A 12906-nucleotide genomic window follows, 5' to 3' on the forward strand; every position below is an offset into this window, starting at 1 on the left:
GTCCACTCCGGACACAGTTTGAGCTGGGGGCGTTGGCGGGTACCTCACAGCCCCATGGCCGAACAGCCATCGGAGGCGCGATGGAGGAGAGTCTGTCGACTCCGCCAGGACCGACGCTGGGTGTCGAGGAAGAGTTCCTGCTGGTGGACGGCTACACCGGAGAACCGGCGCCACACGGGCCAGAGGTCGTCGAGGCGGCCAGGCGGCGGTTCGGGGTGGAACTCGACCTGGAATTGGCCACCGAGCAGGTGGAGGCCAAGACCCCCGTGTGCCACAACCTCGACGACGTGCGCAGGCAGCTGCACGGACTGCGCCAGGTGACCGCCGAAACCGCCCACAGCCTCGGGTACCGACTGCTCGCCGTCGGCACGCCACCGGTCGGCGGACCGGACACGCAGACCAGCAACGGGAAGCGCTACCACCGGCTCACCGACGACTACCGACTGCTGGCCACCGAGCAGTCCATCTGCGGCTGCCACGTGCACGTCGCCGTCCCGGACCTGGAGACGGCGGTGCAGGTGTGCAACCACGTGCGGCCGTGGCTGCCGGTGTTGGGGACGCTCACCGCCAACTCGCCGTTCACCCGCGGCCGCGACAGCGGCTACGCGAGTTGGCGCACGGTCGTCTGGTCCCGTTGGCCAGGCGCCGGCCCGCCGCCCTACTTCGAGTCCGCGGCGCACTACGAGTCCACTTGCGACATGCTGCTCACCTCCGGCGCCGCCCGGGACCGGCAGATGATCTACTGGGACGTCCGACCCTCGGCGCACCTGCCGACGGTGGAGGTCCGGATCGCCGACGTCGCGTCCACTGTGGACGAGGCGGTGCTGTTGGCGGCCCTGGTGCGCGCGCTCGTCGCCACGGCGCTGGCCGACCTCGGGCGCGGCCTGCCCGCACCGCGCGTGCCCACCGAGGTGCTGCGTGCCGCCACCTGGCGTGCGGCGCGGGACGGCGTGGAGGGCCTGTCACTGGACGTGCTGTCCGGAAACCTCGTGCCCGCACGCCTGCTGCTCGACCGGCTCCTGCACCGCGTCCGCGACCACATGGACGGCGCGGACCTCGCCGTCGTGCGCCAGGTCCTGTCCACTATGGACCTCAACGGCGGCGGGGCGGCCAGGCAACGACGCGCGTTCGCCCGCGCGGGCAGGATCTCCGACGTGCTCGACCAACTGGCGAGCGACACCATGTCCGGCTCGGAGACGTGGACCGGTGGACCGTTCCGGCACACCGCGTGACCGCCCGGCAACGGCCGGTTCGACTCCTACCGGCTCGACTCTCTCAACGACTCGGCTGTGTCGACACGAGCGCCGCGGCGGCGTAGGACTCCAGCCGGCGGTCGAGGTCCTTGCCCTGCCGCTCCGGCACTCCGTACCTGGACTTGGCACGCCGTTCGCCCCGGTACAGCCCGCGCACCCACCGGGCGACGGCCCGCGGCGAGGGCAGGATCTGCGCACCGAACCGCGCTTGGACGATCAGGTCCTCGCCGCTGTGCGTCTCCACCGCCGCCGACCACCCGGACTCCTCGTCCCACAGCAGCGCCACGTCACGGTCCGGGAAGCCGGGCAACGCCCCCTCCACCGCCAGGTACGTGGTAGCCGGCCGTTCACTGCTCACATACCAACAGTCACCGGTGAGATCCAGTGCCTCGGCGACCAGCCGGACGTAGCCGCGCAGGCCCCACGTCATGGCATCGTCGAATTCCAGTTCCATCGCGCATCGCCGCCTTCCACCCACCCTCCCCGGGCTGCCGATGCGCCGACTTTTTGACGCCCCGGTCAAATACCCCGGACGGAGAGCCGAAAACTGTTGCGCCGACCACACGCGGCACTGTTCCGATCCAGTGCCGTTCCGATCCAGTGCTGTTTCTGATCCAGTGCGGCCTGGGCAGTTGGCGGACGGGTGACGCCACCGGTCATGATGGCGGGACGGCGCGAGAGTCGCCGCAGGGGTCGTGCCGGGTAGTCCGAATGCGCACGGAAGAGGGCGGCGGTCGGTGGACGAGGACGGGCTGATCTCGACGGCGAAACAGGCCGCGGACCACGAACTGGTGCTCGGGTTCGGCCGGTTGCTGGGCGCGGCGGGTCGGCTGGAGTACATCCTGGGCCGCGCGATCGAGGTGGAGTGCGGTATCAGCCACCTGATGTTCGAGGTGCTGCTCATCCTCGGCCGGGCCGCGAACGACGGGGTGTCGATGAAGGCGATCGGCCAGGAGCAGGTGCTCACCACGGGCGGGGTGACCCGCCTGGTCGACCGGATGGAAGAGGCCGGCCTGGTGGAGCGCACCGACGACCCCGCCGACCGGCGCGGACGACTGGTGCGGTTGACACCGCTCGGCGAGCGGAAGGCCGTGCAGGCCGCACGGGTCCACCTGGAGAACATCCGCCGCCACTTCCTCGAACCACTGCCCGAGTCCCACCGGCAGCAGTTCATGGAGGACCTGCGCATCCTCTCCCACACGGCCCGCGACGCGCTCCCCCGCTTGCGCTGACGCCACAGCGCACATGAGCGGTGACCGGTGACACACCCGTATCGGAATACCTGATCAGTCAGTTACTGTTGCGTCAGGTGAGAGACGCCCGCGACGGACGGGCGCGCCGATCCGAGGGTCACACATGAAGCTCGTGTACGTCTTCGACGCCTATTGCGGCTGGTCGTACGGGTTCACCCCGACCATGCGCCAGATCGCCGCCCGCCATCCGGACCTGCCCGTGGAGGTCGTCTCCGGCGGCCTGTTCACCGGCGCCCGGCGCAAGCCGATCAGCGCCTTCGGCTACGTCCAGGGCGCGAACGCCAAGATCAGCGAACTGACCGGCGCCGTCTTCGGTGACGGTTACGAGAAGCTGATCGCCGACGGCGCGTTCGTGATGGACTCCGAAACCGCCGCCCGCGGCATGGCCGCACTGCGCCAAGCCGCACCCGAACGGTCCGTCGACCTGGCCGCGGCCCTCCAGGACTCGTTCTACCGGGACGGTCTGAGCCTGTCCGACCCGGACACCTACCGGAAGATCGCCCGGGACCACGGGCTGGACGGCAACCGCGTCGCCGCCGCCTTCACCGCACCCCAGGCGCGGGACGCCGCCGCGGACGACTTCGACCGCGCGGCCCGGCTGGGCGTGAACGCCTACCCCACGCTGCTGGCCGTCATCGGCGACCGCGTCGTCCCCCTCGCCCGTGGGCACTCCAGCACCGACGAGGTCGAACAGCACCTGGCCGCCCTCAGCGCCTGATCCTGCACGAACTCTGATCCCCAAGGAGACCCCCGCTCATGAGCACGCTCGCGTTCCAGGTCTTCGACCTGGACTTCCCGGTCGGCAGCAAGAACAAGACCGCCACCCTGGTCACCGGCGAGAGCGAGACCCTGCTGGTCGACGCCGGGTTCACCCGCGCCGACGGACACCGCCTCGTCGCCGGCATCCTGGACTCCGGCAAGCGGCTGACGACCGTGTTCATCAGTCACGGCGACCCGGACTTCTACTTCGGCGCGGAGGTCGTCGCCGACGCGTTCCCCGACGCGGTGTTCGTCGCCACCCCGCACGTCATCAAGCACATCGAGCACTCCTACGAGGGCAAGCTCAAGGCGTGGGCCGCGCTCGGCGTGAACCTGCCGACCCGTCTGGTCGGCCTCGCCCCGCTCACCGACGACCTCGTCCTCGAAGGCCACCGCCTCGAACTCAAGGGCGGGCACGCCACCCTGCCCGACCGCCACTACCTGTGGCAGGCCGAGCACCGCGCCATCCTCGGTGGCGTGCTGCTGTTCCAGCAGGAGCACGTCTGGGTCGCCGACACCGCCGGTGTCGAACAGCGCGAGGCCTGGATCGCCCTGCTGGACGAGATGGCCGACCTGGACCCGCAGCTGGTCGTGCCCGGTCACCGCCTGCCGGACACCGCCACCGACGTCAGCGCGATCACCAACACCCGCGCCTACCTGGTCCGCTTCGAAGAGGAGCTGGCGAAGGCGGCGGACGGCGCCGGCCTGACCGAAGCCCTCGTGGCCGCCTTCCCCGACCACGGCATGGTCATCGCCGCCCAGATCGGCGCCAAGGTCGCCAAGGGGGAGATGTCGTGGGGCTGAGCACGGACTTCGCCACGTCCAACGCCCCGGCCGACGTGGTGCGCCGCCAGTACCTCGCCTCCGCCGCCGGCGACCTGGAAGCCCTGCGCGCCACCCTCGCCCCCGACGTGGAGTGGACCGAGATGGCGGGCTTCCCCCTGGCGGGCACCTACCGCACGCCGCAGGGCGTCACCGCGAACGTGATGGAGAAGCTGGGCGCGGACTGGGAGGGCTGGACCGCCCACGACGACACCTACGTCGTCGACGGCGAGAACGTCGTCGTCCTGGCCCGCTACACGGCTACGAACAAGGCCACCGGCAAGCCGATCGACGTTCGGGTGGCCCACCACTCCACCGTCCGCGGCGGGCAGATCGTCCGGTTCGAGCAGTTCGTCGACACCGCGAAGGTGCGCGAGGCCATGCAGCCCTGACCGGGGTCAGAAGGTGTAGTTGACCACGAACGCGGGGTGGTCGGTCCGGTACATGGCGTACTCCCCGGTCGACACGAACGTCAGGGTGCGGGCGATGACGTGCTGCACGTCGCCGTCACCCTTGCGGAACCAGCCCGACGGGACGCAGTTCTGGGCGTTCGTGGTCGAACCGGGGCTGTACTTCAGGTTCAGGTCGCCCACCACCACGTGCCTGGTCGTCGGGGACGCGGTGGGGTCGTACGACAGGACCTTCGTGGGCACGAGCTCCTTGCACTGCGCCAACGCCGTCGTGCCGGTCGTGCTCAGGTGTGTGGTGCAGGCGGTGAAACCGCGCACCGCGCTCAGGGCGCAGGCCCAGGCCCGGATCTCGTTGCCGCCGTCCTGGGCCGCGTAGGTGCCGTGACCGCTGGTCGTGATGCCTTCCTTGACGATGATCCCGCTGCCGTAGGCGCCCCGGCCGGCCGTGCACTGGTAGTCGGAGTTCGTGGACCTGTTGCGCACGAACGCGAACTGGTACTCGGCGGTCGCCCCCACCGCGGCGGTCAGCCGGGACAGGTCGGACAGGCACACCTCGTTCACCGAGACGACGTCCGGCAGGCGGCGCTGGATCATCGTCACGGCTTCGTCGACGGCCCGGCCGTCCTGGTAGCAGCCGGCGATGCCGCTGTTGCACAGGTTCATCTGGAGCACCTTGAAAGCCGTCGCGGCGGCGGCCGGAACCGCCACCAGACCGCAGAACACGACCACGGCCACGACGAGACCGGCGATTCGGCGCAGAAGGCCCATGCCGACCATGCTCACACCCGGTCGGCCGCCCGCCGTACCGCCAAGCGGGCCTCCGGCACATCACCACTTCGGCCACCACTTCGGGGCAGCACCACCCCGTTGGCGACACCCGACTCCACCACGTCCTGAGGCCGCAGCCGGAGCTGGTCCGCGATCGCGGGCACCTCGTCGCAATCGCGTTTCAGGATGGCGGCGGCGGCCTCAGGCCCGGTCACCGAGAAGTAGCTGTCCGCAGTGACCCACGTCCGACCGGGCGCCGCGAACGCCGGCGCACCCCCGGAACCGCCTTCCCCGATCACCAACGTCGTCGGTCCACGTGACCGGTCTCGAACTGGCTCCTTGCCGAGTAGGCGTGGGTGTCGCCGTCCGGGCGGACCCGGGAGCCGGCGAAACCGACCTGTGCGCCGTCGAGTGCCAAGGTGACGTCCGCCCCGGCACCGAGGGTGGCCCAGCCGCCGCCGGTGGTCGGGTCGCGCAGTACCGCCACGTGCGGGACGCCGGCGGCCCTCGCTGCGGCGGCGGCCTTGGCCATTCGCTGGAGTTGCGAGAGGGCCCGCATCCCCTCCTGCATCCGGCTGCCTCCGGTCGCGATCAGCGATACCACCGGAAGCCGTCGCAGGACCGCCTGTTGGAACGCGGCCTCGACCAGCAGGCCCGTGCGTCCGCCGACGGACCCGCCCAGGAAGCCGAACTCGAAGGCGATCAGCACCGCCTCGGTCCCGCCAACGCGTCCGGTGCCGCACACCACCGACTCCTGCTCGCCGGTCCGCGAAGCCGCACGTGCCCTTGCCTCGTCGTAGCCCGTCCACCCGATCGGGCCGTCGGTGTCGGTGCTGTCCGGGAGGTCGAGGTGCAGGTCGGTGAAGTCGGCGGCCACCGCGTCCAGGTGGTCACGGGCCGACATCCGGTCAGCCACGGAGAGCCCGCTTCAACACCTTGCCCATGTCGTTGCGGGGCAACGCGTCGAGGAACCGCACCACCCTCGGCCGCTTGTGCGGTGCGAGCAGTTTCGCCACGTGGTCGGCGAGTTCCTGCTCGGTGGGTCGTTCGCCCTCGGCCACGATCCAGGCCACGATCCGTTCGCCGAGGTCCGCATCCGGTTCGCCCGTCACCGCCGCCTCGCGCACGGCCGGGTGCTCGACCAGGGCGTTCTCGATCTCGCCCGCGCCGATCTTGTACCCGCCGCTCTTGATCAGATCGGTGGCCTTGCGTCCGACGATCCGGACGTACCCGGCGGCGTCCCGGGTGGCCATGTCACCGGTGCGGAACCAGTCGCCGTCGAACGCCGCCGCGGTCGCGTCCGGGCGGTTGAGGTACTCGGTGAACAGGTTCGGGCCGCGCACCTGGATCTCACCGACGCTGACACCGTCCCAGGCCTCGATCGGATTGCCCGCCTCGTCGACCAGGCGGAGATCCACACCCGGCAACGGGACGCCGACCGTCCCCGGCCCGGCCTCGCCGTCAAAGCGCACGCTGGTGTTCATCAGGGTCTCGGTCATCCCGTACCGCTCGACCACGTGCCGCCCGGTCGCCGCGGTGATGCGCTGGTGGTCCCGCACCGGCAGCGCGGCCGATCCGGAGACGAGCAGGCGTGCGCCGGACAGTGCCTTGGCCAGCTTGGGGTTGCCGTCCACCTCTTCGGCGATCCGGTGGTACATGGTCGGCACCCCGAACACCATCGTGCCGGTACCCGCGAGTTCGTCGGCGAGGGCGTCGGTGGAGAACCGGCCCAGGTGGATCACCGTGCCGCCGCGCCGCAGCGGTCCCAGGACGCCGAGGATCAGGCCGTGCACGTGGAACAGCGGCAGGCCGTGCACGAGCACGTCGTCCTCGGTCCACTGCCAGGCGTCTTCCAGGGCGTCCAACGTGTGGGCGATGGCCCGACGGGGCAGCACCACGCCCTTCGGCGGTCCGGTGGTGCCCGAGGTGTAGACGATGATCGCGGGCGCCTCGGCGTCCGGCTCGGGCGGCAGCGTGGCGTCACCGGGCGCCAGCTCGACCTCCGCGTGCGGCAACGCCCGGAGCTGCGGTGGCAGGTCGATACCCGGCTCGGACAGCACGAGCGACACGGCGCTGTCCGACACGATGTGCGCCAGCTCCCGCTCCCCCGCCTTCGGGTTGACCGGCACGACCGGCACCCCGGCGAGCAGGGCGGCGACCACGGCGACACCGGTCTCGATGCTCGCCGTGGCCCACACCGCGACCCGGACCGGACCGCCGCCCGACGACCGCGACTCGGCCAGCCGACGGGCCAGCGGCGCCGCGATCGCGGCCAGTTCGGCGTAGTCCAGCGCGCGGTCGCCGAACCGCAGGGCCGTCCGCGCCGGTGTGCTGGACAGGGCGGGGAAGAGTGCGCTCACCCGATCTCCTCGTGTTGGTGTGCTTTGTCCGCCACGGGTTCAGCTCAGCGTCAGCCTCAGCCGAACCCGGGCACGATCAGCAGGAGCCAGACCGCAGCCGGTGCCGCCGCGACGATCACGCCCCCGTAGACCAGCAGTTGCCGGAAGAACCGGTCGCGGTCGACGTCACGTGCGTTGGCCAGCACCAGCGCGCCGTTGGTGCTGAACGGGCTCACGTCCACCACGGTAGAGGCCACGGCGAGCGCGGCGATCATGCCGATCGGGCCGATGGAACCCTGGGCCAGGAACGGCACGGCCAGCGGGATGAGCGCGCCCATGATGCCCACCGACGAGGCGAACGCGGACACGATGGCGCCGATGTAGCAGAGCAGGAGGGCCGCGATCAGCGGGATGCCGACGTTGCCGACCGCGTTGCCCGCGTAGTCGATGGTGCCCATCTCCTGGAGCACGCCGACGTAGGTCAGCACACCGCAGATCAGCAGGACGGTCGGCCACGTGATCTCGTTGATGGCCCTCTTGCTGGTGTCCGGCCAGACCACGCTGAGCAGCACGGCCAGGGTGATCGCGGTGAAGCCGACGTCCAGGCCGAACGCCAGCGCTCCGACCACCAGCGCGGCCAGGCTGACCAGGGTCGCGAGCCGCACGGGTGTCAACCGCGGCGCCTCGTCGGTCTCGTCGGCTCCCTCTTCCTGAGCCGCGGTGAGCGCCTTGGCCGCACCCGGTCCGCCGCTCGTGGTGGCCAGGGTGGCGGGAACCCGGGTCCGGACCAGCTTCAGGCCGCCGAACACCACGAACACGATCAGCGCGATCACCAGGTTCACCAGGAAACTGGCCAGGAACAGCACGACCTCGCTGCCCGCCAGGTTCTCCCGCGCCACGATGCCGTTGACGATCGAGCCGTAGATGCTGATCGGGGAGAACCCGCCCGCCTGTGCCCCGTGCACCACCATCGCGCCCATGAGCAGCGGGCTGATGTCGTGCTGGGCGGCGAATCCCAGCGCGATCGGCGCGACGATGGCGACCGCCGCCGGGCTGACGGCCCCGATCGCGGTGAGCGCCGCGGTGATCACGAACATCACCCAGGGGATCAGCGCGATCCGCCCGCCGACCACGCGGATGGCCGCGTGCACGAGCCAGTCCGTGGTCCCGTTGGCGCGGGCGATGGCGAACAGGAACGTGACGCCGACCAGCACCACGAACAGGTCTCCGGGGAACCCCTCGAAGATGCCCTTGGCGTCCATGCCCGCGACCAGCGTGCCCACGCCGAACGCCGCGGCGAACGCCAGCACTCCCATGTTGATCGACCTGGTCGTGGCCACGACGAACACCACGACCAGGACGAGGATCGAGATCAGTTCAGCGGACATGCGCTCTCCCGTCGGGGGCCGCTCGCGCACGTCCCCGCGCTAGGTGAGTGGTCAAGTGGCTGAACCACTTTGCGGCGTGACGCGGGCCACTGTCAAGACTTCGCGGTGCAGTGGCTCAGCCACTCAGCCTGTCGGTCGGTCCGGCTGCTAGGCTCGATGGTCGAGCGGAGAAAGGGGCCCCGGTGTCCGACGCGCTGCGGCCGATGAGCCGTTCCCGCCTCTACGAACAGGTGCTGGAGCGCCTGCGGGACCACGTGATCGAGGGCAAGCTCCGCGCCGGGGACAAGCTGCCGCCCGAACGTGAACTCGCGCAGCGGCTGGGCGTCAGCCGGGCGTCGGTGAAACAGGCCATCGTGGTGCTCGAAGTGCAGGGTTTCGTCGAGGTCCGCCACGGCGGCGGCACCTACCTGGTGCGCGACAGCCTGGACCTGGAACCCGTCGGACGACTGGTCGAACGCCGCCGACGCCTGCCGGACGTGCTGGAGGCCAGGGAGACGCTGGAGACCCGACTGGCCGCGTTGGCCGCCGAACGTCGCAGCGAGGACGACATCAAGGCGATGGACGCCGCCCTGCGCCTGATGGCCGAGGAGATCGCGGCCGGCGAACCAGGCGCGGAGGGCGACCGCCTGTTCCACGCATCGGTGACCGCGGCGGCGCGCAGTTCGTTGCTGGAGGAGTTCATGCACGTCATCGCCGAGCAGATCACCGAGAGCCGCAACGAGTCACTGCGCCAGCCCGGCCGCCCCAACCGCTCCCTGGCCCAACACCAGCGAATCCTCGACGCCATCGCCGCCGGTGACCCCAAAGCCGCCGCCGCCGCGATGCGCAAGCACGTCCAGACGGTGGCGAAGGTGCGCCTGCTGAGCTGGGACCCGGAAGACGCCGGCATCACCGACGACTGACCGCCGCGTGGATCACGCCTGCTCGGTCTTCCTGCTTCCCCAACCGGCCAGGAGCAGGTTGACGGTCAGGACCACGACACGTCCGCGGTGGAGACGTGCAGCGTGGTGGCCAGGTTGGGCAGGATCGGCAACACCAACCCGGCGTTCACGCTCGGCACACAACATCGCCTACGCCGAACGCCTCACCCAAGCCGGAGTCCACTGCACACTCCACGTGGCGCCGGGGGCGTACCACGGATTCGACATCGTCCAACCGAAAGCGGCCGTCTCACAAGCGTTCGCCCAAGCCCAGCTCAAAGCGTTGGCAGACGCCCTGAACTGAAGTCTGTGGACAGATACGACGAAGGCCCGACCGGATTGTGAAACCCGGCCGAGCCTTCGGTGTCAGCGGTCAGTATCGAGGCTTCACGGTGTTCGCCACGACGAGCGGGGCGAGTTGGATCCAGTCCACGTTCGGTCCCCAGGCGGTGGCGTTGCCGAAGGTGAGCGCGCCGCCCGGCGTGAGCAGGTCGATCGGCGACGTCTCCGGCCAGAACCCGTCCCACGTGTAGTTGTGCCGGTACGGCGCGGCCGTGGCCTGGCCGCCTTCCTCCGTTGCGATGAGCGTCCGGGTGATGGTGTCGGTGTTGTACGGGTGTCCGGTGTTCTTCTCGGCCTGGGCGTAGGCGATGGTGAGGTTGTACTGCCCAGCCTTCCGGGCCGCCTCAGGACGCTGAACGGTCAGCGTGCCGTTGTTGCCCACCCAGCCGACGTACGAGCCACCGGACGCCCACGGGCCGGACGTCGCCGCCGCTCCCCCGGCGAGCTGCCCGGCCTCGGCCTCGACACGGGCCGCGTGCCGGTCCGCCGGGGCGTCCCGCACCACGGTCAGCGTGCCGACCGCCAGCGGCGTGCGGCCCTCGTTGGACAACACGACCTCGGTGACACCGGCCTTGAGGTGCGCCGTCACGCTGCCCGACCACACGCCGGCGCGGCCGGCGGTCAGGTCACCGCCCTCGACCCGGCGGCCGGAGAAGGTGAGACCGAGCTTGCTCGCACCGACACCGAGCCAAGTGGTCGACAACGACTGGTAGCCGTCCTCGGTCGTGGACACGTACGTGGTGACCGCGTCACCGGGGTTGAGCACGACCGCACCCGGCGCGGCGACCTGGAGCGCGCGTGCGCCGCGTTCGACGGTGCCACCGGACCGGCGTGAGTCGGTGAGCTGGTAGACCGTCTTGTCCGGACCGGTGATCTCGGTCAGGTCGAAGCGGTCCAGCGTCACGTCCGACATGCCGCCGAGGAAGCCACCGGGGCCGCTGGTGCGCATCGAGATGCGGTGCTTGCCGGCGGTGAGCGTGATGGGCGTGTCGTGCCTGCCCCGGTAGACCCAGTTCAGGGTCGCCGGGAGGGTCAGGTTCCCGACGTGCACGTCGTCCACGTACAGCGCCTGCTGGCCGACGAACGCGTTGGTGCCGTAGAACACCCCGAGCCGGTACGTGCCGTCACGCGGCACCTCCACGTCGACGGTGACGCGCGAGTCGGGGTTGTTCATGAACCCGATGTCCTTGCGGCCCGACGTGGTGTAGCGCCAGGCCATGTCGTACGAACCCGACCCGTCGTCCTGGACGACGACGCGGGCGTTCTCCACCGTGCCCGACTCGGCCTCGTAGCTCGCCTGCCACGGCGCGTTCGCGGCGGGCGGCGCGCCGAGACCCGCGCGGGTGATGATCACCTGGTAGGCGGCCAGCCGGTCGCCACCGGGCACGGCGATCTTCGCCTTGCCGTCCACGACGCGGACCCGGGACGCCGCCACGACCGGCGGGTGCTGGGCGTCGCCTTCGTAGCCCGACCAGGTGGTCTTGGCGACCCGCACGTCGACCTGGTTGCCGAACACCTTCCGGTCCAGGCCCGTCACCTCGACCTCCACCGCGTTCTCCGTGCCGCCGAGCAGGACGGTGGCCTTGGCGTCGTCGCGGTCGAAGGCGGCCAGACCCTGCAACGTGTCGCGGGTGCTCGGCTTCGGCGGGGTGACGCGGACCGTGTCACCGGACAGGTCGGCGTACCACTTGGTCAGCCACCAGCCGCCGTTGGCCCGGCCGGCGCGTGACGTGTGGTCGCTGAGGTTGCCCGCCATCGACCAGTACGCCATCTGACCGTCGACCTTGGTCTCCTCCAGCATGGTGATCCACTGGATCATCTGGCCGGGCACGGAGGTGTCGCGTCGGTTGGAGTACTCGTTGATGTTGATCGGTCGCGGCGTGATGCCCAGCGACCGCTCGATGTTGCGGTAGTCCTCGTAGTGGCCCCGGTAGGTGGTCAGGGAATCCGGGCCCAACTCGTGCCAGGTGACGATGTCGGGCAGCACGTCGTTGGCCTTCGCGTAGGTGAGCAGGTCACGAAGGTGGTCGGCACGGTACTGGGTCTCACCCGGCCCGGTGATGCGGGCGTTGGGCAGCACGGACTTCACCAGCCGGTAGACCGTGGTCCAGTCGGCGAAGAACTTCTCCTTCTTCGTCGCCCAGTCACCGCCGTACCAGATCCAGTCCGGCTCGTTGAAGATCGTCCACACGAAACGGTCGCGGTCCGGCCGCTGGGCCACCTTCTCCAACTGGGGCCGCAGCCGCGCGATGTAGTCGTCGATCCCGAGGTTCTGGTACGGCCAGGCGCTGTAGACGTCCTGCGCGTAGATGTGGACGTCGGTGCCACCGGCGTCGAAGTAGTCGTCGGCCACCACCAGCGCGTCGCCGTTGGGGTGCTGCTCACCGTCCGGAGCCTTCTGGGAGATCGTGCGCGGCCGCATACCGGCGATCAGGTCGCGCGACGGCACGCCGGGGTCACCCAGGCCGTAGAGGATGCCGGTGGCACCTCCGTGGAACGCCCCCATCGGGGACGCCAGGTCGACGCGCAGCGTTTCCGGCGCCGCGGGCTGGCCGTGGACGGCCGTCGGGGACAGGGCGGTGAGCAGGAGCAGGACTGCTGCCGTGCTCGCCAGAGTTCGGTGTCGCATCAGGGCTCCATGTCGGTGAGCGG

General features: G+C 70.4%; 11 protein-coding genes and 1 pseudogene. 6 read left to right on the plus strand and 6 right to left on the minus strand.

All coding sequences use genetic code 11. The features are described 5' to 3' along the window. Positions 1-80: 80 nt before the first annotated feature. Complete coding sequence (locus ALI22I_RS42595) at positions 81-1232, plus strand: carboxylate-amine ligase (protein ID WP_077011300.1); 1152 nt, start codon at positions 81-83, stop codon at positions 1230-1232. 43 nt (positions 1233-1275) lie between these two features. On the opposite strand, the gene ALI22I_RS42600 is transcribed toward ALI22I_RS42595, so the two are convergent. Then, positions 1276-1707: a DUF6292 family protein gene (locus tag ALI22I_RS42600; protein ID WP_077011301.1), complete on the minus strand. Its 432-nt coding sequence runs from the start codon at positions 1705-1707 to the stop codon at positions 1276-1278. 283 nt (positions 1708-1990) lie between these two features. Between ALI22I_RS42600 and ALI22I_RS42605 the strand changes: the two genes are divergently transcribed. The 4 genes from ALI22I_RS42605 to ALI22I_RS42620 all read left to right on the plus strand — a co-directional run bounded on the left by ALI22I_RS42605 (position 1991) and on the right by ALI22I_RS42620 (position 4479). After that, a complete protein-coding gene (locus tag ALI22I_RS42605) occupies positions 1991-2485 on the plus strand; it encodes a MarR family winged helix-turn-helix transcriptional regulator (protein ID WP_077011302.1) in 495 nt (164 codons plus the stop codon). 124 nt (positions 2486-2609) lie between these two features. Beyond that, positions 2610-3224: a DsbA family protein gene (locus ALI22I_RS42610; protein WP_077011303.1), complete on the plus strand. Its 615-nt coding sequence runs from the start codon at positions 2610-2612 to the stop codon at positions 3222-3224. A 38-nt stretch (positions 3225-3262) separates the two neighbouring features. After that, complete coding sequence (locus tag ALI22I_RS42615) at positions 3263-4069, plus strand: MBL fold metallo-hydrolase (protein ID WP_077011304.1); 807 nt, start codon at positions 3263-3265, stop codon at positions 4067-4069. Further along, positions 4060-4479 (plus strand): nuclear transport factor 2 family protein, encoded by a 420-nt coding sequence (locus ALI22I_RS42620; protein WP_077011305.1) that lies wholly within the window; start codon positions 4060-4062, stop codon positions 4477-4479. Before ALI22I_RS42615 ends, ALI22I_RS42620 begins: the two co-directional genes overlap by 10 nt. Before the next feature lie 6 nt (positions 4480-4485). On the opposite strand, the gene ALI22I_RS42625 is transcribed toward ALI22I_RS42620, so the two are convergent. The 4 genes and pseudogenes from ALI22I_RS42625 to ALI22I_RS42640 form a co-directional block, all read right to left on the minus strand. After that, positions 4486-5265 (minus strand): endonuclease/exonuclease/phosphatase family protein, encoded by a 780-nt coding sequence (locus ALI22I_RS42625; protein WP_143532729.1) that lies wholly within the window; start codon positions 5263-5265, stop codon positions 4486-4488. 11 nt (positions 5266-5276) lie between these two features. Continuing rightward, a pseudogene (locus ALI22I_RS42630) lies at positions 5277-6169 on the minus strand (carboxyl transferase domain-containing protein). Between the two features lie 4 nt (positions 6170-6173). Beyond that, positions 6174-7625: an acyl-CoA synthetase gene (locus ALI22I_RS42635; RefSeq protein WP_077011307.1), complete on the minus strand. Its 1452-nt coding sequence runs from the start codon at positions 7623-7625 to the stop codon at positions 6174-6176. Between the two features lie 56 nt (positions 7626-7681). Beyond that, positions 7682-8992, minus strand: a complete 1311-nt coding sequence (locus ALI22I_RS42640) for an SLC13 family permease (RefSeq protein WP_077011308.1) — start codon at positions 8990-8992, stop codon at positions 7682-7684. A gap of 182 nt (positions 8993-9174) precedes the next feature. On the opposite strand from ALI22I_RS42640, the gene ALI22I_RS42645 reads away from it, so the two are divergent. Beyond that, on the plus strand, positions 9175-9894 hold the full coding sequence (locus tag ALI22I_RS42645; protein ID WP_077011309.1) for a FadR/GntR family transcriptional regulator: 720 nt from the start codon (positions 9175-9177) through the stop codon (positions 9892-9894). A gap of 391 nt (positions 9895-10285) precedes the next feature. Here the strand turns inward: ALI22I_RS42645 and ALI22I_RS42650 are convergent, their stop codons facing one another. Then, positions 10286-12883, minus strand: a complete 2598-nt coding sequence (locus tag ALI22I_RS42650; RefSeq protein ID WP_083752429.1) for a hypothetical protein — start codon at positions 12881-12883, stop codon at positions 10286-10288. Positions 12884-12906: the final 23 nt, after the last annotated feature.

This window comes from Saccharothrix sp. ALI-22-I (genome assembly GCF_001984175.1).
GTDB lineage: Bacteria > Actinomycetota > Actinomycetes > Mycobacteriales > Pseudonocardiaceae > Actinosynnema.

Coding starts and splice junctions, on each gene's coding strand:
- ALI22I_RS42595 (WP_077011300.1), top strand. CDS start 81: ATGGAGGAGAGTCTGTCGACTCCGCCAGGACCGACGCTGGGTGTCGAG.
- ALI22I_RS42600 (WP_077011301.1), bottom strand. CDS start 1,707: ATGGAACTGGAATTCGACGATGCCATGACGTGGGGCCTGCGCGGCTAC.
- ALI22I_RS42610 (WP_077011303.1), top strand. CDS start 2,610: ATGAAGCTCGTGTACGTCTTCGACGCCTATTGCGGCTGGTCGTACGGG.
- ALI22I_RS42615 (WP_077011304.1), top strand. CDS start 3,263: ATGAGCACGCTCGCGTTCCAGGTCTTCGACCTGGACTTCCCGGTCGGC.
- ALI22I_RS42625 (WP_143532729.1), bottom strand. CDS start 5,265: ATGGGCCTTCTGCGCCGAATCGCCGGTCTCGTCGTGGCCGTGGTCGTG.
- ALI22I_RS42640 (WP_077011308.1), bottom strand. CDS start 8,992: ATGTCCGCTGAACTGATCTCGATCCTCGTCCTGGTCGTGGTGTTCGTC.
- ALI22I_RS42650 (WP_083752429.1), bottom strand. CDS start 12,883: ATGCGACACCGAACTCTGGCGAGCACGGCAGCAGTCCTGCTCCTGCTC.